The sequence below is a fragment of the Streptomyces sp. SP18CS02 genome (assembly GCF_036322365.1).
Taxonomy (GTDB): Bacteria; Actinomycetota; Actinomycetes; order Streptomycetales; family Streptomycetaceae; genus Streptomyces.
Genome location: NZ_JAQYXC010000256.1, coordinates 53,390 through 79,045 on the forward strand (window position 1 = coordinate 53,390; position 25,656 = coordinate 79,045).

Consider the following 25,656-nt stretch of genomic DNA (forward strand, 5'->3'; position numbering starts at 1 on the left):
CGGCTGGTGACCGGTCCCCTCCCATGTGCCGTCCCAGGCCGTGGGCAGTGAGCCGGGCGAGGGGGAGGGGGAGGACGGTGAGCCGCCGGTACGGGCGGCGCTCGCAGCCGCGGAGGACCCGTGGCCACGGCCTCCCTCCCAGAGGACGCCCACCCGGTCGGCTGGATGGTCTCCGCGTCGTCGATCGCCTTTCCAGCGGCCTGCGATCGGCCCTCGGACCGTCCACGTAGACTCGCGGGCATGGCATGCCGCATCAGTGAGCTGGTACTCGACTGCGCCGACCCCGACCGGCTCGCCGCATTCTGGAGCGAGGTCCTCGGCTACGTCGAACTCGGCCGGGAGGACGACGGAAGCATCGCCATCGGGCCGCCCGACGCCGGCCCGCGGCCCACCCTCGTCCTCAGTCCCAGCAGCGACCCGCGGACCGGGAAACTCCCCCTGCACATCGATGTCAACGCCACCGACCGTGACCAGGACGCCGAGCTGGAGCGGCTGCTCGCTCTCGGCGCCAGGCCCGCCGACGTCGGCCAGACCGGCACCGAGAGCTGGCACGTCCTGGCCGACCCGGAGGGCAACGAGTTCTGTCTCCTGCGCACTCGGCTCCAGCCCCTCTGATCACACACGTCCCGGCGCCAAGCCGCTCGGCTGTTCGAGTGCGGCCCGGAGGGTTCGCTCATCGACGCCGACGCCGACGCCGATGCCGATGCGATGCCCCGGCTCGTGCCCGGGTTCCGCCCTGTCATCGATGAGCGGCCGCGCATCGTCATAGCCCCGGGCGGACTCCGGGCGGCGATTTCGGTCCGGAGCGCGGTGACATCATCGAGATTTCATCGGTCCTCCTTAGCGTGGCCCCGTTCGGACGAAGGCCTCCACCACAGGGGAAGGACGGCTCGATGGCGCGGAGGAGAAGCAGAGCGAGGCTGCCGATGGCGGTCATGGCCGCGGTGGCGGTGATGAGCACGATGGTGGCGGCCGGGGCACCTGCCGACGCACAGGGGCCGGGGCCGGACAGGCCGACGATCCGCTACACCGAGTACGGCATCCCGCACATCATCGCCTCGGACTGGGAGGGGTTGGGAACCGGCTACGGTTACGCGGCGGCCAAGGACAACATCTGCACCCTGGCCGACACCTACCTCATGGTCAACGCCCAGAGGTCCCGCCATCTGGGGCCCGAAGGCAAGGCGAGTCCCGGCCAGAACCAGAACATCACCACCAACCTCAACAGTGACCTGTGCTTCCAGCGGATCAAGGACAACGGGTTGGTGGAGCGGCTGCTCGCCCGGCCCGCCCCCGACGGGCCGGAGCCGCAGGTCAAGGAGGCCATTCGCGGCTACGTGCAGGGATACAACCGGTACTTGGCCGAGACGGGCGTGAACAACCTCTCCGACCCGTCCTGCCGCGGTGCGGCCTGGGTGCGTCCGATCACGGAGCTCGATGTCTACCGGCACGCGCATGCCGAGATCAGCATGGGAAGCGTCGACGCGCTGCTGGACGGCCTGGTGAACGCCGCGCCGCCGGGGACGCCGGCCGTCGCTCCGCCGGCGACCTCACCCGCGAGGACCGCGGCGAGGATCCGCGAGGCGATGGCGGTGAGCCGCCAGCAGAGCATGGGCAGCAACGCGTTGGCAGTCGGTTCGCAAGGGGTGTCAGGCGGTACGAGCATGATGCTGGCCAACCCGCACTTTCCGTGGCAGGGCAAGAACCGGATGTGGCAGAGCCAGCTGACCATCCCGGGCGAGATCAACGTCTCCGGAGCCAGCCTGCTGGGATTTCCCGCGGTGAACATCGGATACAACGAGAACGTGGCGTGGAGCCACACCGTCGCCACGGTGGCCCCTTTCGGGCTGTTCGACGTACAGGTCGATCCGCTGAACCCCACCATGTACCTCGTCGACGGTGCCTGGGAGAAGATGACCTCCCAGCAGGTCGGGGTCGAGGTGCTGAAGCCGGACGGCTCCCTGGGGAAGGTCACCAGAACCCTGTGGTCCACCCGCTACGGCCCGATCACCACATCGCTCCAGGGCAACGCCCTGCCCTGGGCGGTCAGCGCCCACGCGGTACGCGACGCGAACATGGACAACCTGCGGGCGATGAACGCCTGGTTCCGGCTCGACAGGGCCAAGGACGTCGACGACGTGGTGAACATCCTGGAGACCACGCAGGGCATCCCGTTCTTCAACACCGTCGCCTCCGACCGCACGGGCAGGGCCCTGTACGCGGACATCCAGGCAGCCCCGAACATCACCGACGAGCACGCGCAGTCGTGCCTCACCCTGACCGGTCAACTGCTGTTCAACCAGCCGCTACGGCTGCCGAACGTACCGCCGATCTCCATCCTCGACGGCAAGCGCAGCGCATGCGACTGGCCCGACGACCCGAACGCGGCCGCACCAGGGCTGCTGGACCCGCACAAGCAGCCACGTCTGATCCGGTCCGACTTCGTCGGCAACGCCAACGACAGCCCCTGGCTGGCCAACCCGGGACAACCGCTCACGTATCCGCGGGTGATGGGCGACAGGGCGGCTCCCCGGTCGCTGCGCACCCAGGAGCTGATCCTGACCGCGCAGCACCGGATCAACGGCACCGACGGACTGCCGGGCAAGGGTTTCACACCGGCGACCATGGGACAGTTGCTGTTCGCCGACAACAGCAGGGCCGCCGACCTGGCCCTCAACGCCACGGTGTCGATGTGCGAGAGCGTCCCCTTCGGGCTGATCCTGGTCGACGGCACGCTGGTCAACGTCAGCGAGGCATGTCCGGTCCTCGCGGCTTGGAAGAGTCACGACTACTCGACGGACAGCCGGGGATCCTGGCTCTTCGCGAACTACTGGTCCCTCCTGCTCAACGGACAGGGAATCGAGAAACTGCCGTGGCGGGTCCCCTTCGACGCCAACGACCCCGTGCACACGCCGAATTCACTGGACTCCGGGAGCTCCGCCGTCCGTGACGCGTTCGGCCGGGCCGTTCTCGCGCTGCGCAAGGCAGGCATTCCGCTGAACGCTCCGCTGTCGGACATCCAGAAGGTCACCCGCGGCGGTCAGCAGCTCCCGATCCACGGCTCGGTCCATCAACTGGGCGTACTGAACGTGATCACACCCGGCCAGGTCGACGGAAGGCTGGACATCGTCTTCGGGTCCAGCTTCATCCAGCAGGTGCGGTTCACCGCCGACGGGCCGCCGGAAGCGCTGTCCGTCCTGGCCTACTCCCAGTCGGCCAACCCGGATTCGCCGCACCATTCCGATCAGACCAAGCTGTTCTCGGCCGGAAAGTGGGTGACCGAGCGGTTCACCGAGGACCAGATCGCGGCCTCACCGCAGTTGCAGATCAAGGTGCTGGACTGAGAATGCCGACAACCTCACGAGGGGGAGAACTGTGACAAGGAGAGCGAACTGGCGGAGAGCGGCCGTGGCGTGGATGCTCGCCGCCGTGGCCCTGGTCGCGCCGGCGGGACCGGTACAAGCAGCCGAAGGCGGCACCGCGCCGCCGCCGATGGCGAACGGGTTCGGCCTGACCCAGGTCGGAGCGGCGACCGGAAGTGCCACCGACTTCTACCTCACCGTGACCACGCCCGAGGTCGCGGGGGAGCAGCACATCAAGATCATCCTGCCGAGCGGGTACTACGACGACCCGGCCAGGCGCTACCCGGTGATGTACTTCCTGCACGGTTCCCCCGACGACCCGATCCAGCAGAACTATCCGGCGTTGACCATGTCGAACGAGATGATCACCGTCATCCCGGACGGCGGAGCGCGGAGCTGGTACGCGAACTGGCTCAACCAGAAGACGGTGCTCGGTGCCCAGAACTGGGAGAACTTCCACCTCAAGCAGGTGATTCCGTTCATCGACGCGAACCTGCGGACGATCGCGGCGAAGAAGGCCAGGGCCATCGCCGGCGTCTCCATGGGCGGCTTCGGGGCCTTCCACTACGCCCAGGTCCGTCCCGACCTGTTCAGCCAGACGGCGTCCCTCTCGGGCGACATCGACCTGTCGGCCAACTCCATGGACCTGCGGATGGCCGTCGTCGCCTCCGTCACCGACGCCCTGGGCGCGATGTGCGCTTCGGCATCCGGCTACTGCGACCCCAACGAGTCCCCGTACAAGCCCGGCGTGGACAGCGACGCCCTGTTCGGCTCGCCCTACCCGGTCTTCAACGTCGACTGGCGGTGGAACGAGGTCGACCCGTCCCAGCACATGGACAGGCTCGCCGGGGTGGGGGTCTCCATCTACACGGGCGACGGCGGCGGATCGCCCCTCGACATGGAGTTCTGGGTCTCGGGCGCGGCCAAGAACGTCAAGGCCCGCATGGACGCTCTGGGCATGCCCTACTACTACGTCAACTACGGCGACGGCGCAGGCTGGGGCACCCGGTGCACCGGCGGCCACACCGCCGGCTGCTGGGAGCAGGATCTCAGGGACCTGATTCCCCGGCTGGAGAGGGCCTTCACCTCCTGACCGTCCCGGAGCGGTCAGAGGCGGTGGCGGCATCCGGCCGGCCCGGCCATGACACTCCGGCCGCCGCACGTCGGACCGCTTCGCCCCGCCGGCCCCCGCCGCCCGGGCCCTCGTGGCGCAGTGGCCCCGACGGCACCGGCGGCACCGGCGGCGGGCTCCGCGCGATGGACCCCGGTCATGCCTGAGCGGCGGCCGGAGGCCTGGCCGCAGGGGGTCGTTCCGGCACGGGGCGGTGGACGTGACGGCTTGCGGGGCATCCGGCTGCTCCGCAAGCCGGTCGTCCTTGTCGCCCGCCGGGCACACCCCGCGTCGGTCCCGTCAGCGGGCTGCCCCGGTGAGGCCGAGGCCGGCTTCGTCCCCGCTCAGAATCATCTGGTGCGTCCGCCGCAGCATCCGGCTCGGAGGAACCCCGAGGTCGTCGGCGAGACGGCGGCGGGCACGGTCGAACACGGTCAGTGCGTCGGCCTGCCGGCCGCTGCGGTACAGCGCCCGCATCAGCATCGCGGCCACCGGCTCGTTCAGGGGGTGCGCCGCGAGCAGGGCGAACAACTCGGCGATCGCTTCGGAGTACTGGCCGAGCCTCAGCTGGTGCTCCAGCTTCCGCTGCACGATGGCCATCCTGCGCTCCGTGAGCCGCAGCCGTTCCATTTCGGCGAGCGGACCGGGCAGGCCGGCCAGGAGCTCCCCGCGAAAGAGGTCCAGGGCCCGGGAACACAGGCGGATCACCTCTGCGGGCTCGCCTGCTCGATCCGCTGTCCCGATGTCGGTGACCAGTTCCTCCATGCGTGCGGCGTCCACGTCGACCGCGCCGGACACCAGCCGGTAGCCGCGCCGGTCGTGCTCGATGACCGGGTCCGGGCCGTCCCCGGCGTGCAGCGTCTTGCGTAATCGGTAGATGTACACCGGCACCACGTTCGCGACCGGCGGCTCCGCGCCCCACACCCCGTCGAGCAGTTCCTGGGGACTGAGCGTCCGTCCCGCGCACAGTGCCAGCGCCGCCAGTACGGCTTGCTGGCGAAGATGCCCCAGGCGCAGCGGCCGCCCGCCCTGCCAAGCCTGCAGCGGCCCGAGCAGGGAGATCCGCACCGTCGCTCCGGCGCCTCGGCCGGCGGTCAGCGGCACCGGGCCCACCGGCCGGGCGCGGGGGCCGCACCCGGGGACGACAAGGCCGCAGTCGAAGGCGTGGACGACGGCGGCGGCCCGGTCGCGCAGACCGAGCTTCACGAGGATCCGCGCCAGGTGTTCGGCCACGGAGTCCTGGGGGACGGCGAGGGCGGCCGCGATCTCGTCGTCCCGCAGGCCGCAGCCGACCGCGGAGAGCACCTCGCGCTCCTGATGCCCGAGCACGGTGACAGTGGGGCGGCCGGTGGTGGCGGGTGTGGGCATCGCTGCTCCCCGGGCTCGGGACCGGTCGGTCCGGCGGACGTCGTCGACAAGGTAGTGGTGGAAGCGTCGGGCCAGGCATCCGGAACCATCCGGAGTGACATCCGCGACGGCCCCCCCGGGGAGCGGGTCCCGGCCGGTTTCCGGAAGTCCCCCCGGCGGAGTCGGACCTCGCCCAGGCCGACGGGGGCGGCCCGCGGGTGCGCGCACCACCATCACGCCGCGCCCGGCTCCCCCTCGGGGCGGCGGGGGTGTACCCGGCCGTCGTACCCCCCTCAGCAGGTCGGCCCCCTGCCCGGGGCGGTCGACCGCCTGCCCGGCCGTTCACATCCGGAGGCGTTACGCGGCGGTGGGGCGGCACAAGGCCGCATGCCACCGGCTGGGGCATGGCGGGGCGTCGCATGTCACCGGCTGGGGCATGACGGGGCTCGTCCTCGCGTCGGCTTCAAGGGGTTCGAAGAGGGGCGCGCACCTGCGGGCTTCCGCCCTGGGCGCACCGGGGCAGGGCCGGACGGTCCCTCGTCCGCACGGCCGGCAGCCAGGCGGTCGCCGCCCCCCGCACGTCCGCGTGCCCCGTGGCCCGGGTGCCCTCCGTACGGTGCGGAGGGGGGACGCGGACCCGGAACCAGAGGGTGGACCTGATGTCCTCCTCGTCGATGATGGGCTGCCCCTCGGGCAGCTGGCAGTCGGCTTCGAGCAGATCGCCGTGCCACACCCGGGTCGTCACGACATTCCGCGCGGTGTACGGGAGCAGCGGGTCGATCGCGAGGCCGAGGCTGCACTGGGGGTCGTGGTCCGCCCGGTCCTGGCAGCCGCGCTCGGCGTTGAACACCCTTACCCGGGCCGGTCCCTCGCCGGCTCCGTCGGCTCCCGCGCCCGGGTAGCACCAGAGCGCTGCCGCGCCGGCCACCGCGCAGGCGGAGAGGGCGAGGAGGGCGATACGGAGGCGGGGGAGCCGGCGCGGGCGGCGCCCGGCCTCGTGGGCGCGGATCCGCGCGAGGAGGCTCTCGGCGGTGTGCGGGCCGCGCGCCGTGTGGGTGGGGGCGAGGCAGTCGGCGGCCAGAGCCCGCCAGAATTCCGGAACGCCGTGGTCCATCCGTAACGCCGTGCGCCCCTCGGCGTACTCCTGCACGGCGGCGCTCCGCGCCGTCGGCGTGGCACCGGGAAAGGGGGAGACTCCGGCGGCGAACACCTCGTGGACCACGATGCCGAGCGCCCAGATGTCGGCGGTGGCCCTGACCCGAACGCCCCGCTCGCCGAGCGGCTCCTTCCACCGCTCGGGCGGGAGATAGTCGAGGGTGCCCATGGGGGGCGAGTAGCCGTGGGTGCCGGTCAGCTCGATGGCGAAGCCGAAGTCGGAGAGACGTACCTCGCCGTCCCGGCCGATGAGGATGTTCTCGGGCTTGAGGTCGGTGTGGACCCAGCCGGCCCGGTGCAGATGGGCGAGGCCCTCGCAGATCCCGGCGATGATCCGGCCGCCCCGGGTTTCGTCCACGCCGGTGTCGAGAAGGTCGCGCAGACTGCATCGGGCCCGCTCCATCACGAGGACGATCGCGCCGTCGAGGGCGGGCCGGTCCGGGGTGCTGAGGACCAGCGTGTCGAGGAGCCGGACAAGCCTCGGGTGCGGGGCGGTGCGGGCCAGTGAGACCTCACGGCGGGCCGCCTCGGCCACGGTGCGGGCCTGGCGGGGGGAGAGGCCGGCGGTCGGCATGATCTTGAGGGCGACCTGGTCGGCGCCGGCCGTCCCGCACGCCAGGCCCCGGCCCGCGCCGTGCGGAGCGGCCCCTCGCGGCACGTGCGGGGCGTTCGGGACGCACTCGTATCCGGCGGGCGGCCCCTGACCAGGCGCGGTCCCGCCCGCGCCCCCCGGGTGCGCCGGGCGGCCGGCGTACACGGTCGCCCAACCGCCCGCGCCGATCGGCTCCTCCACGATCCAGTCGCCGACCCGGTGGCCCGGGGGCAGGAGTTCCCCGCCGTCGCCGGAAGCGGCCACGTCGCCCACCCTCCGCACCAGGCCCTACCGGCCGGGCTCGGTGGGCTCGGAGCGGGGCGGCAGGAGCGCGAGGTGCTCCTCCGACACGATCCCGAACTTCAGCGCGAGCCCGACCACGGCCTCGCGCTTGCCGTTGCGACGGTCCGCCCGGGCGGCCCCGTCCTGGGCGGGCGGGCCGATCCGCAGCTTCTCGTCGGCGAGATAGTCGATGTGCGCACTGACCGCCCGGGCGGTGATCCCGGCGCGGGCGGCGTGGGCGCGCAGCCGCTCGACGACCTGGGGCGTGGTCGGCACGGCGACCGGCGAGCGGTCGCGCAGCCATGGCTCGCAGAGCGCGACGAGGACGAGGAAGTACGTGGCGGTCTCGTCCAGGGAGTACGCCGTGAGAGTACGGCTCTCCCAGGAGCCGCCCGTCGCCCGGGGGTCCAGATAGACGTGGTCGGGCGCGAACACCTGTAAGTACACCGGACTCTCGCGGCGTGAGGGGAGCACCACCCGGGCGAACTCGAACGGGATCGGCGCCCCGACACGGCGCGGGGGGACCCGCAGGTACTCGCCGGCGCCCTCCGGGTTCTCCACGAGATAGCCGTGAGTGGTGCTGAGGTTGCTCAGCTGCCAGTGGTCGTCGGTCGCGCGGATCTCACCGGCCAGCCGAGAGACCGCCTCGTCACCGAGGCGGAGGTCGACCGGTGTGGTGGAGGAACCGCGGCCGAAGCGCACGCGCTCCCCAGGACCTAGCCGCAGGGTCACCGCGTCGCCGCCGACGCCCTCCGGCAGGTGGACCACAATCCCGCTCACAGCGCCCCCGTCCCGTGTGCCGACCGCTGCCCGACACGAAGAACGCTACCGCCCGCACATGGGAATTCACCGTGTGGCATCGGCCACTTCGGGGCGGGCCGCCCGGAGCGGTGGCTCGCCAGGAGGGAACCGGACCGGGGCCACGACCGCACCGTCCGGCGGCCACCGGTGGGCCGGCCGCGCGGACCTCCACCGGAAGCCGCCCTCACAGGGGCGGCGGCACCCTCTTCGGACCCCTGATCGAGGCCTCCGCGGCCGAGGGCAGGTCCTTGCGGCCCGCCCCGCTCCTGGCGGCCGCGGCATGCAGTGCTCGCAGGGCGACCAGGAGTACGCCGACGTCGTCCAGGTACACCGGATCCGGAATGAGGTCGAGCGGCGAGACCGTGTAGACCACCGCCGTCCAGAACAGGGCCTTGGACCGCAGCGGGACGCCGGCGTCGAGCAGCAGCCGACGAGCCCGCAGGACCCGTACGAGCAGAACGGCCGCGCAGCCCGCCACCGCGAGCACGAGGACCACCAACACGATGAGCCAGAGAGCGCTGTCCATGCTGCTCTCCTACCCCGTGAGCGCCCGGCCGTGTCGGCCCCGGCCGTGACGGGCGTCCGCGGCGTTCGACGGGCCGCGATGCCCGGCACGCTCTCCGGCGTCGGCGGCCGTGCCCGTCGGCGGCCCCCCGGCCGGCCGAACCGGTGACACCGGAGTGTTTCTGGTTTGACCGCCCGACAAGCGGCAAGGCGATTCGACGGGCGCCCAGCAAGCAGACCAACAGCCAGCCAGGAGTCACCGTCCAGGAAGGCATCCATGTCGACCCTGACCGTAGTTCTGATCGTCGCGGTGCTGGTCGCCGCGCTGCTGGTGGCCGGAGTCCTGTTCCGGGCCCGCGCGGGCACGGGCAGTGGCACGCGCTCCCTCAAGCGGCGCTTCGGCCCCGAGTACGACCGCACTCTCCAACGGCACGGCGGCGACAGCGAGTCCGCCCACCACGACCTGCGTGAGCGGGTCGAGCAATACGGCCGTATCCGTCCTCTGCCGCTGGAGCCGGCGGTCCGCGAGCACTACGTCGCGCAGTGGACCATGCTCCAGGAGCGCTTCGTCGACGCGCCGCGGCAGGCCGTCGCCGACGCAGACGAGCTCCTCACGCGGATCGCCGCGACCCGGGGCTTCCCGGAGCCCGACCGGCGAGAGGAGCAGCTCGCCGCGCTGTCGGTGCATCATCCGCACCATGTGGAGGGCCTGCGCACGGTACGCCGTGCGGCGCACTCCGGGTCCGCCTCCACCGAAGAGTTGCGGGAGGCCCTGGTCCACGCACGTGCTCTGTTCGAGGACCTGACGGCGGCCGGGCGTCCGGTCGGCGCCGAGGCTGGTGGAACACGCCCGATGTCCGGGCGGAAGAGTGGGCATCTCCTCAACCCGAAGGGAAGTGGCGCGTGATGGCACGCGAGAACCGGGACCAGTGGACACCGGGCGGGGACGACGGAGACGCGCGGAGCGCACCCGTGTCCCCGATGGCCCCGGGCGCGGCGGGTGGTACGAACGGGCCGGCGCCCGCCGGAAGCGGGGAAGTCCCTTCCCAGGCCGTGCCCGGCCAGCGCACCGCACGTCCCGCGACACCACCCCCCGCACCAGCGGTCGGTATGTCCCCGCCGACCGCTCAGCCTCCGACGACGCTGTCGCAGGGGCGACAGTCCGCCGTCCCGTCCGAGGACCCCGGTGCCACGGGCCGGAGTGGCGGGAGCCGTAGAAGCGCTCCCGCCGCGACCCCCGTCGCGCCGCGCGGACGGGACGCGACGGACCGGTCGGGCGAGGGCCACGCTTCCGGCGACGGCCGCGGCCCGGGCAACGGCCACCGTGACGCGCACGACGTCGGCGGTGTGGCCGGCGCCGCGTCCGCCAGGGGACCCCGGCTCTCCGCCGACGGCGACGGCCCGGCCGGGCAACTGCTCGGCGACGGGGAGCGCGACCGCCTCGGCGAGCGTCTGCACCACGCGCTCGCCGGGTTCGTCGACTCGCCCCACGACTCGGTCGCCGAGGCGGCCGAGGTCCTCGCCGAGGCGGAGCAGCAACTCATCGCCTCGCTGAGGGACCGCCGTACCGCGCTGCGGGCGGGCTGGCAGGAGAACGGCCATCCGGATGGCCCGGGCCCCGACACCGAGCAGCTCCGGCTCACCCTGCGGACCTACCGTGAGGTGACGGAACGGCTGCTCCGGGCGTGACCCGGCACCACCCACGCGGAGGACAGAAGCCCCCTGGATCCCAGGGGGCTTCTGTCATGCCGGGCCCCGGGCCGCGCCGGAAGTCGCGCACCCGGCCGGAGACGGCCACTCCGAAGGGCTCAACAGGACTGCTTTCGGGGCGTGTTGCGAGTGGCGACCCGCTCGCGGGGCACCCGCAGCACATGCGAGAACACGCAGAAGAGGCGGCTCCGCGCAGAACGCCGAGCCGTGAACGGGCCCCGCGCGGATGGCCCGCTGTCGTCGCCGTCGTGCTCGTCGCACTGTCCCTGGTCCTGTTCCTCCTGGGGCGGTTCGTCCATCTGCCCTACCTGGACGACGTGTTCGGCGTCGACACGCAGGACCGTTCCGGACCGGCGGTGCTGAAGTCCATCCAGGACATGCACCGGTACGAGGGCGCCGCCGGGAACTACCAGGTGGTGGTCGACCTGGAGAAGGACGCCCGGCTGCTGCCCGACTCGATCCGCGGGACGCGTACGCTCTTCGTCGCGAGCGGCAGCGTGGCCGCCTACGTCGACTTCGGCAGCCTTGGCCAGGGCAGCGTGACCGTCGACGAGAAGCGCACCACCGCCACCCTCCGGCTGCCGCATGCGCGACTCGCCGAGCCGGCCGTGGATCCCAAGCGCTCCTACACCGTCTCGAAGCAGCGCGGGCTGATCGACCGGCTGGGCGACCTGTTCTCCGACAACCCGGCCGACGAGCGCGCCGTCCACGTCCTCGCCGCCGACCGCATCGGCGCCGCCGCCAAGGAGAGCGACCTGACGCTGCGTGCCGAGAAGAACACCACCTCGATGCTCCACGGTCTGCTTCGCGCCCTGGGCTTCGAACAGGTCACCGTCACATACGCATGACACCGGTTCTCACCGGTTCTCACCGGTCCTGGCCGGGAGTCGTGCGTCGAGCGGACGCCGGATCCCTCGCCGAGGGTCCCGCTGAGGCCGGAGAGTCCGGTTCCCCCGCGATACGGGGGAACCGGCGCCCCTTCCTCGGCGATTACGGGTTGACGCAGGTGAGCGAGCCGACCGGGAGGTTGTTGCCGGTCGATGTCGCGGTGAACCCGAAGGTGACGCTGCCGTCCGGCGGGATGGTCCGGTTGTGGTCCACGTTCCGGACCGTGAGCGAGCCGTCGGATCCGGTGCTCAGTCCGCCGTTCCACAGACTGCTGACGCGGGTGCCCGCGCCGGGCGTCCACTTCACGGCCCAGCCGTCACGCGCCGTCGTACCGTGGTTCATGACCTCGACGGAACCCTGGAAGCCACCGCTCCAGGAGCTGGTCACGGTGTAGACGGCCATGCACCCGGTGTGCGGGTCGCTCGGTGTGGGCGTCGGGGTCGGGGCCGGAGTGCCGTTTGAGCCGCGGATGCCGGTCACCTCGCCGTTGCCGCCGTCGAAGACGACGTCGGAGCAGGAGAAGAAGTTCTCCTGACTGTCCGAGCGCACCCACTGGATGAACATCACCGCGTCACCCGAGCGGCCCGAGGGCAGGTTCAGGTTCCAGTAGTAGTGCCCGCCGTCCGTGCCCGGTGAGCCCGACTGCGGTGGATCGGTGACGGTCTGGATCAGTTCCAGGTCGCTCCAGCCCAACGCGGATCCGGGCGAGTAGCCGGGCTTGGACAGATAGACGCGGAAGGAGCCCGGGTGCGCGGCCCAGTTGCTGTGCTTGACCTGGATCGTTTTCCCGGACGTCAGATGGGTTCGGGGCCAGTCGGTGCGGGCGGCGTTGTAACCGGTGAAGTTGTACGGCGACCGGTCACCGGCGCTGCACAGCTTTCCGTCCGGGACGTAACCGGGCCCGCGTCCGCCCGCGTTGGAGTCGAGCACGGCGAACCAGTTGTACAGCGCGGTCGCGCCGCTCTCGCTGAGCGCCGCCTTGCACGCCGGATTGGTCGGGTCCAGGGCGCCGGTGCTGGTCTTCGCGTCCAGCCAGCAGAGGTAGGTGCGTGACCCGGGTGTCATCGTGACGCCGTGCGCCTGCGCGCTGCCCTGGCCCAGCAGGGTCAGGCAGATGCCACCGAGCAGCGTCGCGAGCGCCGCCAGCAGGGAGGCAAGTCGGATCTTGCGTCCAGCCATCGTGTCTCCTGTGCGGTTGTGGGGGCTGTTCTGCGGTGGGTGTGCTCCTCCTGTGGTGAGGTTCCGGTACGGAGCTCCGCTCCCCGCGCACGCGGGGAGGGGAGGGGTGCGGCCGGGGTGACCGGGACCGGTCGCGGATCGGATCATGTGCAGGGGGCACCGTTGAGGCTGAACCCGGCCGGCTCGGCGAACGTGCCGCTGTAGGTGCCCTGGAAACCGAACGTCTGGCCGGTCCCGGTCTCGATCCGCGCGTTGTGTGCGAGGCCGGTCGCCGTCACGGTCCCCGAGGCCGCTGTGACGGCGGCGTTCCACGCCTGGGTGAGGCGTTGCCCGGAGGGCAGGGTGAAGGACAGCGTCCAGGGGGCGACGGGGAGCGAACCCGTGTTGGCGACGGTGACGTCGGCGGTGAAGCCGCCGGACCAGACGTTGGTCGCGTACGTCACCTGGCAGGCCTGTGACGGCCCGGGTCCGCCGGTGCCGGGGGCGCCGAGGTTCACGGCCGAGGAGAAGGAGTTCACCGTGAGCCCGGCGCCGTTCTGCCACGGCTCGAAGCCGGCCTGCACGCTGGTCAGGTACCAGTCGTTCCGGGCCATGCCCCGGGAGACGGTCTCCCGGACGAAGTCCATGACGTCGAAGCTCCAGCCGGGGAGGGCCGACGGGGCGACGAAGGAGATGACGTCGTTGGAGCCGTTGCTCCCCGTCCACACCTGCCAGGGGCGCCCGGCCACGGTGGCGGTGCCGACCGGTGAGCCGATCGGCTGGATCGGCCCGACCTTGTTGAACCAGATCATGATCTCGGTCCGGCTCACCCCGTCGGTCCTCGGCGTGGGGTCCAGCCAGATGTCGTACGAGGCGTTGTACACGGCGTCGGCCGCATAGCCGTACGAGATGCTGCTGGGGGCACTGGAGATGCCGCTGACCCGCGCGGGGAGATTGGTCCCGGGCGAACACCTCGTGTAATGGCAGCCGTTGAAGACCGAGGGGTAGGACTTCGGGGCGCCGTTGGTGGGTACGCCGCCGTCGGCCCGGTCCACCCGGAAGCCCGTGTCGGTGGCGGTGACGCACTGGGTGGCACTGGTGCCCCAGCGGTTGTTCTGGACCACGTAGCGGCCCTGGATCGTGGTCGAGCCGTACTGTTCGCAGATCTGGGTGTCGGCCTGGGCCGCCGGCGCGGCGGCCACGAGGGCCGCGACGGTGGCGAGAGCGATGAGCAGCGCGCCGAGCATGCCGCGCGCGGTTCCGGGGCGGTGCGGTGACGCTCGCATGCGGGGGCCTCTCTGGGAGGGGGACCGAGCGGTGCCGGTTGAATGGGAGCGCTCCCGGACATCCGTCGCTGGGAGCGCTCCCACCTGGTATTGAGGGCACTGTAGGAGCCTGTAGTGCCCCTGACAACCCACCGGACCGAGCAGCCCGAACGACACCCGCGCCGCCAAGGAGGCCGCCCCTCCGGGGGCGGCCTTCCGCGGGTGATCGAGACGCGGGCGCCGGCCCCTCGCCCCCGGGAGGTCCGCGCCGCCTACGTGTCGACGACGTGCTGTCAGGGGCGTTGACGTGTCCGCGGTCCAGCGGCGACTATGGCCAACGCCGGTATGGGAGCGCTCCCATCCGTGAGTCGCTCCGCCCCCACCGAGGAGCCCAGACGTGAACAGACGCAGAACCGCCCTGCTGTCCCTGACGGCCCTGCTGGCGACGGGCCTCACGGCGGTGCCCGTCGGCCCGGCAGGGGCGGACGAGGTCGAGCAGATCAGGAACGGCACCTTCGACACGACGACCGACGGGTGGTGGACGGACAACGTGACCATCGGGCTGTCCGGCGGCAGGGCCTGCGCCGACGTGCCGGGCGGTACGCCGAACCGCTGGGACGCCGCCGTCGGGCAGAACGACATCACGCTCGTCAAGGGAGAGTCGTACCGGTTCAGGTTCAGTGCGACGGGCGCCCCCGAGGGCAACTCCGTCCGCGCGGTCGTGGGCCTGCAGGTGTCGCCGTACGACGCGTATCACGAGGTGACTCCTCAGCTGAGCGTCTCCGGGGACACGTACACCTACACGTTCGTCTCCCCCGTCGACACCGCCCAGGGCCAAGTCGCCTTCCAGCTCGGTGGCGGCGCGGCCCCCTGGAGGTTCTGTCTCGACGACGTGTCCCTGCTGGGCGGCGTGCCGCCGGAGGAGTACAAGCCGGACACCGGCCCCCGGGTCCGGGTCAACCAGGTCGCCTATCTGCCCCGTGGGCCGAAGAACGCCACTCTCGTCACCGACGCGACCGAGCGGCTGCCCTGGAAGCTGAAGAACGCCTCCGGTGCCGTCGTCGCGGGTGGCTGGACCGTGCCGCGCGGTCTGGACCCCTCCTCAGGGCAGAACGTCCACTCGATCCACTTCAGCGACCACCGCGGCGCGGGGGACGGCTTCACCCTGGTCGCCGACGGCGAGACCAGCCGGCCCTTCGACATCGGCACCGCCGCCTACGAGAGGCTCCGCCTGGACGCCGCGAAGTTCTACTACACCCAGCGCAGCGGGATCGGGATTCGCGACGACCTGCGGCCCGGATACGGCCGCAAGGCCGGCCACATCGACGTCGCCCCCAACCAGGGCGACGGGAACGTGCCCTGCCGGCCCGGCGTGCGCGACTACACGCTCGATGTCACCGGCGGCTGGTACGACGCCGGTGACCACGGCAAGTACGTCGTCAACGGCGGCATTTCCGTCTGGCAGCTCCTCAGCACCTACGAGCGCGCCCGGCTCGCCCGCACGGGACAGGCCGAGAAACTGGGTGACGGCACGCTGAACATCCCCGAGAGCGGCAACCAGGTCCCGGACATCCTCGACGAGGCCCGCTGGGAGCTGGAGTTCCTGCTCAGGATGCAGGTGCCGGACGGTACACCCCTCGCCGGCATGGTCCACCACAAGATCCATGACGAGCAGTGGACCGGCCTGCCGCTGATGCCCTCCGACGATCCGCAGAAGCGTGAGCTGCACCCACCGACCACCGCGGCCACCCTGAACCTCGCGGCGACCGCCGCCCAGGCGGCCCGGCTGTACAAGCCGTACGACCCGCGGTTCGCCACCGGCGCGCTCGCGGCGGCCCGCAAGGCATGGGCCGCGGCCCTCGCCCACCCCGACGTCCTCGCCTCCGAGAGCGACGGCATCGGCGGCGGCGCCTACGCCGATCGCGACGTCACCGACGAGTTCTACTGGGCGGCCACCGAGCTGTACCTGACCACGGGCGGGAAGGAGTTCCAGGACCACATCCTGAACTCGCCGGTCCACAGCGCCGACATCTTCGGGCCGATCAGCTTCGACTGGGCGCGCACGGCCGTCCCCGCCCGGCTCGACCTGGCCACCGTCCCCAGCCGACTGCCCGGCCGGGACCAGGTCCGTCAGTCCGTACGCAAGGGAGCCGACCGCTACCTGGCCACGCTGGAAGCCCATGCCTACGGCATGCCGTACGCCCCGGAGGGCCACAGGTACGACTGGGGCTCCACCCATCAGATCCTCAACAACGCCGTCGTCCTGGCCACCGCCTACGACATCACCGGCGGCGCGAAGTACCGCGACGGGGCCGTCCAGGGCATGGACGCCATCCTGGGCCGCAACGCCCTGAACATCTCGTACGTCACGGGCTTCGGCGAGGTCAGCTCGCAGAACCAGCACAGCCGCTGGTACGCCCACCAGCTGGACCCGAAGCTGCCCCGCCCGCCGGCCGGCTCGCTGTCCGGCGGTCCGAACTCGAGCATCCAGGACCCGCTCGCCCAGAGCAAGCTCCAGGGATGCACCGGTCAGTTCTGCTACATCGACGACATCCAGTCCTGGTCGACCAACGAGCTCACGATCAACTGGAACTCCGCCCTCACCTGGATGGCCTCCTTCGTGGCCGACCAGGGCTGATCCGGCTCACCCGGAAGGGGCACGGAACAGCAGCGGGTCGGGCGCCGGGTTCCGGCGGGCGAGACCGGGAACCACTCTCGCGGCTGCGGCTGCGGCTGCGGCTGCCGGTGCCGGTGCCGGTGGGGGGCAGTCCCTTCGGGACGGTGGTCCTCGGGCCGATGGCCGAGCAGGGCTGGGCGGCCGGGCAGGGCTCGGCGCCCCGTCGTGGGGTCACCGGTGACGACCTGGTCGGCCAACCGGGGCGCGTCCGCCGGGGAACGCATGGTCGACCCGGCGGCCCGGACGTCCACCACCTGCCCTGGGCGTCAGCGGCGATGTGCGAGGTAGTGGTGCAGGACAGGGCCCAGCTCCGCCAGCCACTGGTGGAGCCGGGCCTTGCGCTTGGCGTCGATCCTGCACTCGTAGAGCATCCCGCCGGGATGGGCGACGGCCACCATGAGGATGGCGCCGCCGTGCGGGGAGGGGGCGTGGTGCACGGTGGCGACGGCGGCCCACGGGAAGTCCATGGTGTGGCCGTTGATCTCCAGGGACACCCCGGACGGGTCCACGATCACGGAGCTGCGCCGGTCGTGCGCCACGAACTCCGGCCCGTCGCCCGGCGGCGGGGCCCCGTACGGTCCCGGCGCGGGGCTTCCGTACGGGGCCGGGGGCGCCATGTACAGCGGCGGGGGCGTTCCGTACGGCGGCTGCGTCGGTATCGGGGGCCCGAACCCCGGAGGCGTTGTCATGTCCCCAGTATGGCCGTCCGGCCGTGCCCGGCGCCGGTCGGCCCGTCCGCTCCCGTACGGGGTTCCCGCAGCTCCCGGGTCCTGCCGGGCCCGGGAGCGGGGCGTGCTCCTGGCCGGTGCGGCGGCCGCTCCTGCTGCTGTTCGGGTCAGCAGGGGGAGTTGGCCTGGGTGAGCAGGCCCATGCGGTAAGGCAGTTGTGAGTAGTCACCGCTGGAGCGCGGGTCGCGTCCTTGGTAGACGTACTGCAGATGGCAGGGGTCGATCGGCAGTGTCTGGTCGTTGCCCGAACGGATCATTTCGCCGTGGCTGATGTCGTCGGTCCAGGCGGTGCCGTTGAAGGAGACGTTGGCCTTGCCCGCGAACGGGGCGCTCTCGGTGGACGCGAGCGGGGTCCATGTGCCGGTGAGGCTGCTGGAGGTCCAGGAGCGGAAGTAGCGGCCGCCCGTCCCGATGGCCTCCACCAGCAGCACGTACTGGTTCTTCCCGGACACCTTGTAGACGTTGGAGGCCTCGAAAAGGGCGAACTTGGAGTCGGACATGACGATGGTGGTGTTGCCGAACCCGTTGGGGAAGTTCGCCAGCGTGGTCTGGGCGCGGTAGAGGTGCCCGTTGTCGTCACTGAAGAAGAGGTAGCAGTTCGCGGTGTCGCAGATGGTCCAGAAGTCGATCCACTGCCCGTCACCCTTGTTCTGGGTCACGATGGGCGGTTCCGAGGAGATGAAGGTCTTCGGGGCGGACCAGGAGGAAGGGTTGCCGGGGTCGGTCGTCGTGGAGTAGGTGGGTGGCCCGGTCTGGTAGACCATGTACCAGAGGTTCCGCGGGGCGAAGTAGAACACCTGGGGCGCGGCCCGGTAGCCGGTGCCGATGCCGGAGGAGTCCAGGTGGTGCTGGGTCGCCGATGAGGCGTTCGCCCACTTGTCGAAGCTGAAGTACTCCAGGTTCCAGCCCCCGGACGTGCTCGCCGTGGTGGCGTAGACGTGGTACTTGCCGTTGTGCCGGACGACCGAGTAGTCCTTGATCGACACCAGGTTGTGCGAGGAGTCCGACTGCGGTTCGGCCAGTACCCCTGTGGACACCCAGGAGAACGAGGAGGGCAGGGAGTTCGACACGGTCCCGACCCTGACCAGCTGCCACTGCTGGGAGGTTCCGTCGTGGTCCGTGTACTGCCCGACGGCGGCACCGTCGCTCGTGGAGGCGCCCGCGACGCCGACGGCCTTGCCGCTGTTGCGGTTGATCAGCCGTATGTACCCGCCCGTGGAATCCGCCAGGCCGAAATGCTGGTTGGTCGCGTTGGCGTCGTCCCACTGCTGGATGCGGGCTCCGTCGGCCGTCGACTGGGCGGACACGTCGAGCACCTTGCCGGTGAAACGGGAGCGTAACCGGTAGTGGCCGCTTCCGGAGTCGATGAATCGCCACTGCTGCCACGCCCCGTTGTTACGGGTGTACTGCTGCAGGCCCACTCCGTTGTCGGCGTCCCGGCCGGTGACGTCCAGCGCCTTGCCGCTGTTGCGGTTGACCAGGACGTACCAGGCACTGGTGTCGACCGAGGCGGCCGACGCCGGCGTTGTGGTGAGGGCGAGGCACAGGCCGGCGAGCAGTGCCGTCAGCGCGATCCCTCCTACGCTTCGCCGCCAGCGCCACAGCGTGCCGTGGCGTTTCCTCGTGGCCGTGTCCACTGGGTGATCAGTCCATGACATATGCGTGCTCCTCGCTGCGTCGAAGGTCGTCGGGCAGGGGCAGATCTGTGGGCCGCACGTTCGGGAAGTCGAACATGTTTCGACTTCCCGAACGACAAGAATCGGGGACAGCGCCGGGGGCGCGTCAAGCCCCCTGCGTCATTCGGTTGGCTCATCGAAACTGTTTCGCCCACAGGGGCACCTGCCGTGACCCCGCCCCCTCGGCCGTGGACTGCCCGGCCTTTGCGCCTTTTCCCCAGCTCAACGACCCAATGGGCAGGCGGTGAACGCGCCGGACGGTGTATCGCCGCTGCCGCTGGGATCCGATGCGCCCCTCGCCAGGCCACTTCGTCCTCTGGTCACCGAGGGGCGTAACTTTCGCTCTTCAAAACGATTCTTTCGCGGCTGGGGCGCGCGGGCAGAGGTCCGCTCGACTGCCGGAACTCATCCCCGGTCGTGGTGCCCTGCGGTCCGTGCCCACCGGGCGGCACCGTGGCGCCCCCCTCTTGCCCTCCACCCTGTGGTGGCGGAACTGGGCGCGGACGGGCCGACGGCTCGGCGGAGTGACGGCGGCAGGCAGCGGTGGTGGTGAGGGGGAGTGGTGGTGGCGGCCGGGCTGTTCCCGGGTGGGCCCGGCCGTCGACGCTGCGCGTGGCGTTTCACAAGGACGTATGGCCCGTGCCGCACCTGCTGACGCCCTTGTGGCAGAGGCACGCCACTTATCGGATGTGCAGGGAACAGTCCCACCGGCGTCCGTGCGGTCCACCGGTGACCCTGGACCGGCACGGCCGCCACCGCGGAACGCAGTGGTAATCCGTGGTCCTCGGTGTGAGCCGTCGGCGCGGAAGACGAGCACCGTGCCGACCTGGCATATGAAGACCGGTACGTCGAGACGGACGCATGCGTGGTTCTCGCCGCCTTGCCGGAATCACCCGAGCCTGGCAGGTCTATGCCACACATAAGTTCGTACGACGACACCGCGCGGTCGCTCGCACCCGCGATGGGGTACATCCTCCTGGGCTGCTGCCCGCCGGGGTACACCGTCAGCAGCGGATCCCTGCCTCCGGCCGAGCAGGCCGCCGGGAGGAGCCCGGTTCACCGGCTCGCACGTCGTGGCCGCGCTGGGGGCCGAGGGGTAAGAGGCGGTGGTCTTCGACGCGTTGCTGCGCCGCGCATCCCACGCCCCCCGATCCGGCACCGGCACCGAGTTCGTACGCGGGGATCCGCGGGACGCCGCCCAGTTCCGCGATGGCTCTGGTCGGCGGGACGGCGAAGCTGCCGGCCACACCGAAGGCACGGGCGGCCCGCGCGAGGTCCCGGCTCCGGGCGACACCCCAGCGGGCCAGGTCGTCCTCGATCTCGGCCCGCAACCGGCGGACGTGGACGGCGACGGTGGACAGGTCCCCGAACTCCCCCCACGTCCCGCATCAGTTCCTCGCGGCTGTGCGCACGGCCGGGGTGCGCGAGGAGTGCGCCTGACCGGACGGGGCCGACCGGTCGCCGCACGTGCCCGGCTCACCACCACCCGGACCGTGATCACGACGTGCCGTCGCCGACCAGGCACGTCGCGCAGATCGGGGCATCGGCAACGGTCCGGCGGGGGGCGACGTATCAGCCGACGCCGGACCGTCGCAATGAGCACAAGCCTCCGGTCGCCGGGCCCGGGGTGGTGCGTCCCTGGCGAAGGCCCGAAGATCCGGGAGTGACGAACCCACGGCCGATCCGGGCGTATCAAGCGGGTTCGATGACGAACACTTCGGCGTCCGCCCGGACCGCGACGGCATCGGCATACGACTGTCCGGACGGCTGGATGTGCCTTTACAGCCAGACGGGCGGATACGGAGACAGGCTCCAGTACCAGAATCCCGGTTACTGGCAGAATCTCCGGTTCACGGCGCGGTCCTTCTACAACAACCGTGGGAATGACGCCGCGATCGCCCTAGGAACGGGCGGTTCCGGCGGTCAGTACTGTGTCCCGTCCGAACATAAGAACGGCAACACTCAGGCAAAGTCGGTCTACTTGGCGTACACCGATGACAACTGCTGAATTTGGCGCGTTCGGTTCCTCCCACGGTCGGTACTGACTGGCCGGGCCATCGGGTGGGACGACAGCCCCGTGGCCGGGCTGGAGAAACCCGGCCACGGCGGTTGGAGGCAAGTCCTGCCCCCGGTGCGCCGGCTCACGGCCGAGACCCGGGAAGGGGCGGCTTCGGCGTTCAGCAACTGCTCGTCCTCTGGCGGCAACAGCCAGGCCCTGGCCCGGCTCGCCGCACAGCACGAGGAGATCGTCCGGCCCTGCGAGGCCGCCGCCGCAACAAGCCGGGTCAGCCGCCGCCCAGCACGGCGAACCACAGTGATCGGGAGGTGCAGTTGCGGCGGGCGCGGGCAGAGGTCCCGTCAGCCGCTGTTGCGGAAGACGAGCAGATAGCGCCAGAAGAGGAGCCTGCGGATGCTGCACCCGGGCAGCAGGGCCGCAGCCTCCTGACGGATCTGCGGCAGCGGAAGGGTCGGCTGCCTCACCGGCGCCTTCACCCGTGCTCGACCAGTCGAAGCAGCGGCAGGGCGCAGCCTGTCGTTCAAAGCGACGGCCACTCTGGCGACAGCGTTGACGGGTACAGCCACCAGGCTCCACACCCGGTCGAGCCGGGTCTTCTCCGGATAGCAGCCCAAGATCACGAGGACGCCGCCGGGCGCCAGTGCGTCACGCAATGCGGCGACGGTGTCGAACGGCATGTGATGGATGCTGGCGAGGCACGAGATGAAGTCGTAGTGGGCCTGCGGCAGTTCGACATCGGTGACGTCCGCGTGCTGGAAGAGTGGTCTCCGGTCACCGGACATCCGCCCCGACAGCGCGCGGGCCTCCGCGATGGCCTCCTCCGAAGGGTCGATCGCATCGACCTCTATGCCCAGGTGAGCGAGCTGACGAGCGAACCGACCGGTCCCACAGCCGACGTCCAGGGCCGCACCGCAATTCCGCGGCACCTGGCGCAACAGCAGACGGTGATAGTGGTCGTTGTGATCGAAGGGCATGGTCCGACCCTGCCACGGCGGACGCGCACGGCCCGGCGGATCCACGATCAGGACTCCGGCGGTGAACTGCGTCATACCGGCGGGGCTGGAATACACCACGCGCCGCTGTCACCGTCCCGAACGCGGTTCCGACAGAGGCCCCGGTAACGGCACACGGCTCACTCTCTGACCAGTCCGCACAGATGAAGTCGGCACCACGTGAAACAGCTGGGGCGCTCCGGACGGCTGCGCGTTGACGCAGGGCACGTCCACGGCATCCGCAGAGGGACCGGCGGGATATCGAGTCGAGCGGGATCGGCGAGCAGTCCGCGGGTGTGGGGGATGCGGTGGGCGAGGACCTTGCCGGGCTCGCCGCCCTCCTCCAGGACGCGCCCGTCTCAGGGCGGCACTCGGAACAGGGACGGGGTCATGGTGGAGTGATACCGGTGAGGACGGCGAGAACGGCGAGACGGATGCGGTTGTCCCGGCCCGTCTTCGCCATGAGGCTCGCCACGTGTGTCTTCACCGTGGTGACCCCGAGGTTCAGCCGGTCTGCGATCTCCTTGTTGGACAGGCCCACACCGAGCAGGCCCAGTACCTCCCGCTCGCGCGGGGTAATGGCCGGCACCGGGATGTCCGTAGGGGCGTCGGAGGAGGGACGGGTGTGGAGAGCCCGGGCGACGAGGCGGTCAAGGACGTCCCGGCTGAAGGGGGCCTCTCCGTTGGCCGCCCGGCGTACGGCCTCGAGCAGTTCGGTCGGTGAGGTGTCCTTGACGAGAAAGCCGCAGGCGCCGGCTGCGAGCGCCGGATACAGATGGTCGTCGTCGTCGAACGTGGTGAGGGCGACGACACGGGTGGCGGGTCGCGCGGCAAGGATGCGGCGGGTCGCTGTGATGCCGTCCATGCCGGGCATTCTCAGGTCCATGAGGACGACGTCGGGAGTGAGGCGTTCAGCCAGTCGTACCGCCTCCGCGCCGTTGTCCGCCTCGCCCTGGATCTCGATGTCCTGAGCCTGCTCGAAGAGCATGCGCAATCCCATGCGGACAAGGTGCTGGTCGTCGACGACAAGGATGCGGATCACAGCTGGGGCTCCGTTTCGGGCGCCGGGGCGGGCAGTTCGGCCGTCAGCCGCCAACCCTGAGCCGCGGGGCCTGCATCCAGTCGGCCGCCGAGCAGGTCCACGCGTTCGCGCATGCCGATCAAGCCGTGTCCGGAAGGCCCCGGGGCCGGTGGCCGGGCCCTTCCGGCCCCGTCATCGTGGACCGTCACATGGATGACATCATCGGCCACCCTCACGGCCAGCTCGGCGTGTGTGCCGGGCCCGCCGTGCTTGGCCGCGTTGGCCAGGCTCTCCTGGGCCAGGCGGAGGACCGCGAGGCCGCGCACCGCGTCAAGCCGCGCGACACCGGGATCCACGGAGGCGGTGACGGACAGGCCGGTCTGGCGGCTGAGTTCCACCACCGCCTCCAATGCCGCCGGCAGTGCCCCTGGCGTGACCAGGGAGCCGGTGTCGGGACCGTTCCGATCCGGGGCCCGCAGGAGAGCCACCAGGCGCCGCAGATCGGTCAGGGCCGTGCTGGCACTGGAGTGCAGGTCGTCAAGGACTTCGGTGATCCGCGGGTCGGTGGTGCTGGTGGCGGCGATGACATGCCGGGCGACACCCACGCGCAGCACCATGGAGGAGACGTGGTGGGCCACCAGGTCGTGCAACTCGCGCGCGATGGTGGTGCGCTCCGCCGCGCGGGCGGCCAGCAACTGTTGTTCGCCGCGGAGCTCCCGCTGCTCCGCGTACTGACGGGCATGGACCGCGGCATCGCGGGTCACGCGTACGTACGCGCCCAGGAGCAGCGGCAGACCTGCGACGACACCCATTTTGTACAGCACCGGGAGGAGTTCGCCCGGCAGGTCCTCAAGGCGGTTCACGGCGACGGCAAGCGCCAGTGCCGTCGCCCCGGCGGCCGAGCGGCGCCCGGCCTGCCGAACCGCCAGCTCGAAGAGAGTCACGGCGGCCAGCACCTTCAGCGAAGAAACGGTGCTCGCGCCCAGCGCGTGCGCGGCGACGAGCAGGGCCGACTGCGCCAGGAGCGCGCCGAACACCCACTTACCCGCGGCCAGGCACAGCAGGAGCCCGGTTGCGGCAAGGCCCCACTCCCCGGCCCCGGACGGCCGGTTCCGCAGCAGGAGATCACCGATCAGGACGCCGGCGAGCGCCAGGACCCGTATGCCGGCGAATCTCCCGTCGAACGCAAGCTCGATCCAAGGTCGGTTCACACGGCCCACGATAGGCGGAGGCCCATGCCCACGGGCTCCTGCCACAGGAGGAGACAACTCCTCCCACCGGCCGCTATGTCCGGCCCGAGGACGGAGGTGCGCGACCGGGAGCAACCGCGAGTGTGATCGCCATGCATACGAATGCGAACACGGACACGGACCCGGGTACCCACGCAAACGCGAAGTCCGGCGCCCCGGGGCGGCGGTCCCTCCTCGGTGGCGCTGCCGCCCTGGGCCTGGCGAGCACGGTTCTCGGCACCGCCGCCCATGCGGTCGGCGCCCCCTCCAGGTCCCGCATGGCCGGCCGCTTCAGAGGAAAGTCGGTGCTCATCACGGGGGCCACATCGGGTATTGGCAGGGCGGCGGCGAAGGCGTTCGCCGGGGAGGGAGCCCATGTCGGCTTCTGTGGCAGGCGAGCCGAGCTGGGGCGCCAGGTGGAACGGGAGATTCGCGAAGCGGGTGGCGAAGCCACGTACATCCAGGCTGATGTACGCGTAGACGCCCAGGTGCGCAGCTTCGTGGACCAGGTCGCGAGCCGTTATGGCGGCATCGACGTGGCCTTCAACAACGCCGGCATCGGCAGTGGCAAACTGCCCCATGAGATGAGCGTCGAGGAGTGGGATGACGTCCAGGCCACGAACGCCCGGGGTGTGTTCCTCGCGATCAAGTACGAGATCCCGCACATGCTCAGGGCACAGCGCGGTGTCATCATCTGCACCTCGTCGTCAGCGGCGGAACAGGCACGTCCGAACGGCGCCGCGTACACCGCGAGCAAGCGGGCGGTGCAGGGAATTGTGAAGTCCGCAGCGCTCGCGTACGGGCCCAGGGGAATCAGGCTCAACGCCCTGCTGCCCGGCACCACCGATACCCCCTTCGTCCGCCCCCCGGGAATCCCGGACGCAGCATGGGCCACGTACAAGCAGGCGTGGGGGCCGCTCAACGTCGAGGGTCTCGAACGGATGGCCGATGCGGAGGAGATCGCCCGTGCGGTGCTCGGGCTCGCGTCCGACGACTTCCCGTATATGACGGGGGCGTCGGTCAGCGTGGACGGCGGAGGCACCGCGGGCCGGAAAATGATCCAGCCGAGTGGCGCCTGACCTGGTCCTTGACACCTGGGCGATTCGCCGACCCCGACGTACCAGGGCCCGTTCGTCCGGCC

At 71.0% G+C, this 25,656-nt stretch carries 20 protein-coding genes; 9 read left to right on the forward strand and 11 right to left on the reverse strand.

Annotated elements, in window-relative coordinates; translation table 11 throughout:
• Nucleotides 1–240: 240 nt before the first annotated feature.
• The 3 genes from PUR26_RS05425 (at nucleotide 241) to PUR26_RS05435 (ending at nucleotide 4,455) form a co-directional block, all read left to right on the forward strand.
• Nucleotides 241–615 carry a VOC family protein gene (locus PUR26_RS05425; RefSeq protein WP_329869726.1) on the forward strand — a complete coding sequence of 125 codons (375 nt, stop codon included), beginning with the start codon at nucleotides 241–243 and terminating at the stop codon, nucleotides 613–615.
• 278 nt (nucleotides 616–893) lie between these two features.
• Nucleotides 894–3,344: a penicillin acylase family protein gene (locus PUR26_RS05430; protein ID WP_329869727.1), complete on the forward strand. Its 2,451-nt coding sequence runs from the start codon at nucleotides 894–896 to the stop codon at nucleotides 3,342–3,344.
• A 73-nt stretch (nucleotides 3,345–3,417) separates the two neighbouring features.
• Entirely contained in the window at nucleotides 3,418–4,455 is a 1,038-nt protein-coding gene (locus PUR26_RS05435) for an alpha/beta hydrolase (protein ID WP_329869836.1), read from the forward strand.
• A 318-nt stretch (nucleotides 4,456–4,773) separates the two neighbouring features.
• Here the strand turns inward: PUR26_RS05435 and PUR26_RS05440 are convergent, their stop codons facing one another.
• The 4 genes from PUR26_RS05440 to PUR26_RS05455 all read right to left on the reverse strand — a co-directional run bounded on the left by PUR26_RS05440 (nucleotide 4,774) and on the right by PUR26_RS05455 (nucleotide 9,176).
• Entirely contained in the window at nucleotides 4,774–5,841 is a 1,068-nt protein-coding gene (locus tag PUR26_RS05440; RefSeq protein ID WP_329869728.1) for a BTAD domain-containing putative transcriptional regulator, read from the reverse strand.
• Between the two features lie 442 nt (nucleotides 5,842–6,283).
• Nucleotides 6,284–7,831 (reverse strand): serine/threonine-protein kinase, encoded by a 1,548-nt coding sequence (locus PUR26_RS05445; RefSeq protein WP_329869729.1) that lies wholly within the window; start codon nucleotides 7,829–7,831, stop codon nucleotides 6,284–6,286.
• A 24-nt stretch (nucleotides 7,832–7,855) separates the two neighbouring features.
• On the reverse strand, nucleotides 7,856–8,629 hold the full coding sequence (locus PUR26_RS05450) for a serine/threonine protein kinase (protein WP_329869731.1): 774 nt from the start codon (nucleotides 8,627–8,629) through the stop codon (nucleotides 7,856–7,858).
• Nucleotides 8,630–8,834: 205 nt separating this feature from the next.
• Nucleotides 8,835–9,176: a YkvA family protein gene (locus PUR26_RS05455; protein ID WP_329869733.1), complete on the reverse strand. Its 342-nt coding sequence runs from the start codon at nucleotides 9,174–9,176 to the stop codon at nucleotides 8,835–8,837.
• A 255-nt stretch (nucleotides 9,177–9,431) separates the two neighbouring features.
• Here PUR26_RS05455 and PUR26_RS05460 point away from each other — a divergent pair, with 255 nt between their 5' ends.
• The 3 genes from PUR26_RS05460 (at nucleotide 9,432) to PUR26_RS05470 (ending at nucleotide 11,712) form a co-directional block, all read left to right on the forward strand.
• The gene (locus PUR26_RS05460; protein ID WP_329869735.1) at nucleotides 9,432–10,061 is read left to right on the forward strand and encodes a hypothetical protein; all 630 of its coding nucleotides are present in this window, start codon (nucleotides 9,432–9,434) and stop codon (nucleotides 10,059–10,061) included.
• A gap of 203 nt (nucleotides 10,062–10,264) precedes the next feature.
• Nucleotides 10,265–10,843 carry a hypothetical protein gene (locus PUR26_RS05465; RefSeq protein WP_329869736.1) on the forward strand — a complete coding sequence of 193 codons (579 nt, stop codon included), beginning with the start codon at nucleotides 10,265–10,267 and terminating at the stop codon, nucleotides 10,841–10,843.
• Between the two features lie 182 nt (nucleotides 10,844–11,025).
• A complete protein-coding gene (locus tag PUR26_RS05470; RefSeq protein ID WP_329869737.1) occupies nucleotides 11,026–11,712 on the forward strand; it encodes a DUF4230 domain-containing protein in 687 nt (228 codons plus the stop codon).
• A 142-nt stretch (nucleotides 11,713–11,854) separates the two neighbouring features.
• On the opposite strand, the gene PUR26_RS05475 is transcribed toward PUR26_RS05470, so the two are convergent.
• Nucleotides 11,855–12,931, reverse strand: coding sequence for a lytic polysaccharide monooxygenase auxiliary activity family 9 protein (locus PUR26_RS05475; RefSeq protein WP_329869739.1), 1,077 nt, complete (start codon nucleotides 12,929–12,931; stop codon nucleotides 11,855–11,857).
• Nucleotides 12,932–13,074: 143 nt separating this feature from the next.
• On the reverse strand, nucleotides 13,075–14,196 hold the full coding sequence (locus PUR26_RS05480; RefSeq protein WP_329869741.1) for a GH12 family glycosyl hydrolase domain-containing protein: 1,122 nt from the start codon (nucleotides 14,194–14,196) through the stop codon (nucleotides 13,075–13,077).
• 376 nt (nucleotides 14,197–14,572) lie between these two features.
• On the opposite strand from PUR26_RS05480, the gene PUR26_RS05485 reads away from it, so the two are divergent.
• The gene (locus tag PUR26_RS05485; protein WP_329869743.1) at nucleotides 14,573–16,813 is read left to right on the forward strand and encodes a glycoside hydrolase family 9 protein; all 2,241 of its coding nucleotides are present in this window, start codon (nucleotides 14,573–14,575) and stop codon (nucleotides 16,811–16,813) included.
• 305 nt (nucleotides 16,814–17,118) lie between these two features.
• On the opposite strand, the gene PUR26_RS05490 is transcribed toward PUR26_RS05485, so the two are convergent.
• Together PUR26_RS05490 and PUR26_RS05495 are read right to left on the reverse strand one after the other, a co-directional pair.
• The gene (locus PUR26_RS05490) at nucleotides 17,119–17,541 is read right to left on the reverse strand and encodes a hypothetical protein (protein WP_329869744.1); all 423 of its coding nucleotides are present in this window, start codon (nucleotides 17,539–17,541) and stop codon (nucleotides 17,119–17,121) included.
• A gap of 146 nt (nucleotides 17,542–17,687) precedes the next feature.
• Nucleotides 17,688–19,238 carry a non-reducing end alpha-L-arabinofuranosidase family hydrolase gene (locus PUR26_RS05495; RefSeq protein ID WP_329869746.1) on the reverse strand — a complete coding sequence of 517 codons (1,551 nt, stop codon included), beginning with the start codon at nucleotides 19,236–19,238 and terminating at the stop codon, nucleotides 17,688–17,690.
• A gap of 1,723 nt (nucleotides 19,239–20,961) precedes the next feature.
• Between PUR26_RS05495 and PUR26_RS34600 the strand changes: the two genes are divergently transcribed.
• Complete coding sequence (locus PUR26_RS34600; RefSeq protein ID WP_443076979.1) at nucleotides 20,962–21,264, forward strand: peptidase inhibitor family I36 protein; 303 nt, start codon at nucleotides 20,962–20,964, stop codon at nucleotides 21,262–21,264.
• Nucleotides 21,265–21,614: 350 nt separating this feature from the next.
• On the opposite strand, the gene PUR26_RS05505 is transcribed toward PUR26_RS34600, so the two are convergent.
• The 3 genes from PUR26_RS05505 to PUR26_RS05515 form a co-directional block, all read right to left on the reverse strand.
• Complete coding sequence (locus tag PUR26_RS05505; RefSeq protein WP_329869748.1) at nucleotides 21,615–22,322, reverse strand: class I SAM-dependent methyltransferase; 708 nt, start codon at nucleotides 22,320–22,322, stop codon at nucleotides 21,615–21,617.
• Nucleotides 22,323–22,653: 331 nt separating this feature from the next.
• Entirely contained in the window at nucleotides 22,654–23,307 is a 654-nt protein-coding gene (locus PUR26_RS05510; RefSeq protein ID WP_329869750.1) for a response regulator transcription factor, read from the reverse strand.
• Nucleotides 23,304–24,497: a sensor histidine kinase gene (locus PUR26_RS05515; protein ID WP_329869751.1), complete on the reverse strand. Its 1,194-nt coding sequence runs from the start codon at nucleotides 24,495–24,497 to the stop codon at nucleotides 23,304–23,306. Before PUR26_RS05515 ends, PUR26_RS05510 begins: the two co-directional genes overlap by 4 nt.
• Nucleotides 24,498–24,793: 296 nt before the next feature.
• Between PUR26_RS05515 and PUR26_RS05520 the strand changes: the two genes are divergently transcribed.
• The gene (locus tag PUR26_RS05520; protein ID WP_329869752.1) at nucleotides 24,794–25,594 is read left to right on the forward strand and encodes an SDR family NAD(P)-dependent oxidoreductase; all 801 of its coding nucleotides are present in this window, start codon (nucleotides 24,794–24,796) and stop codon (nucleotides 25,592–25,594) included.
• Nucleotides 25,595–25,656 lie beyond the last annotated feature (62 nt).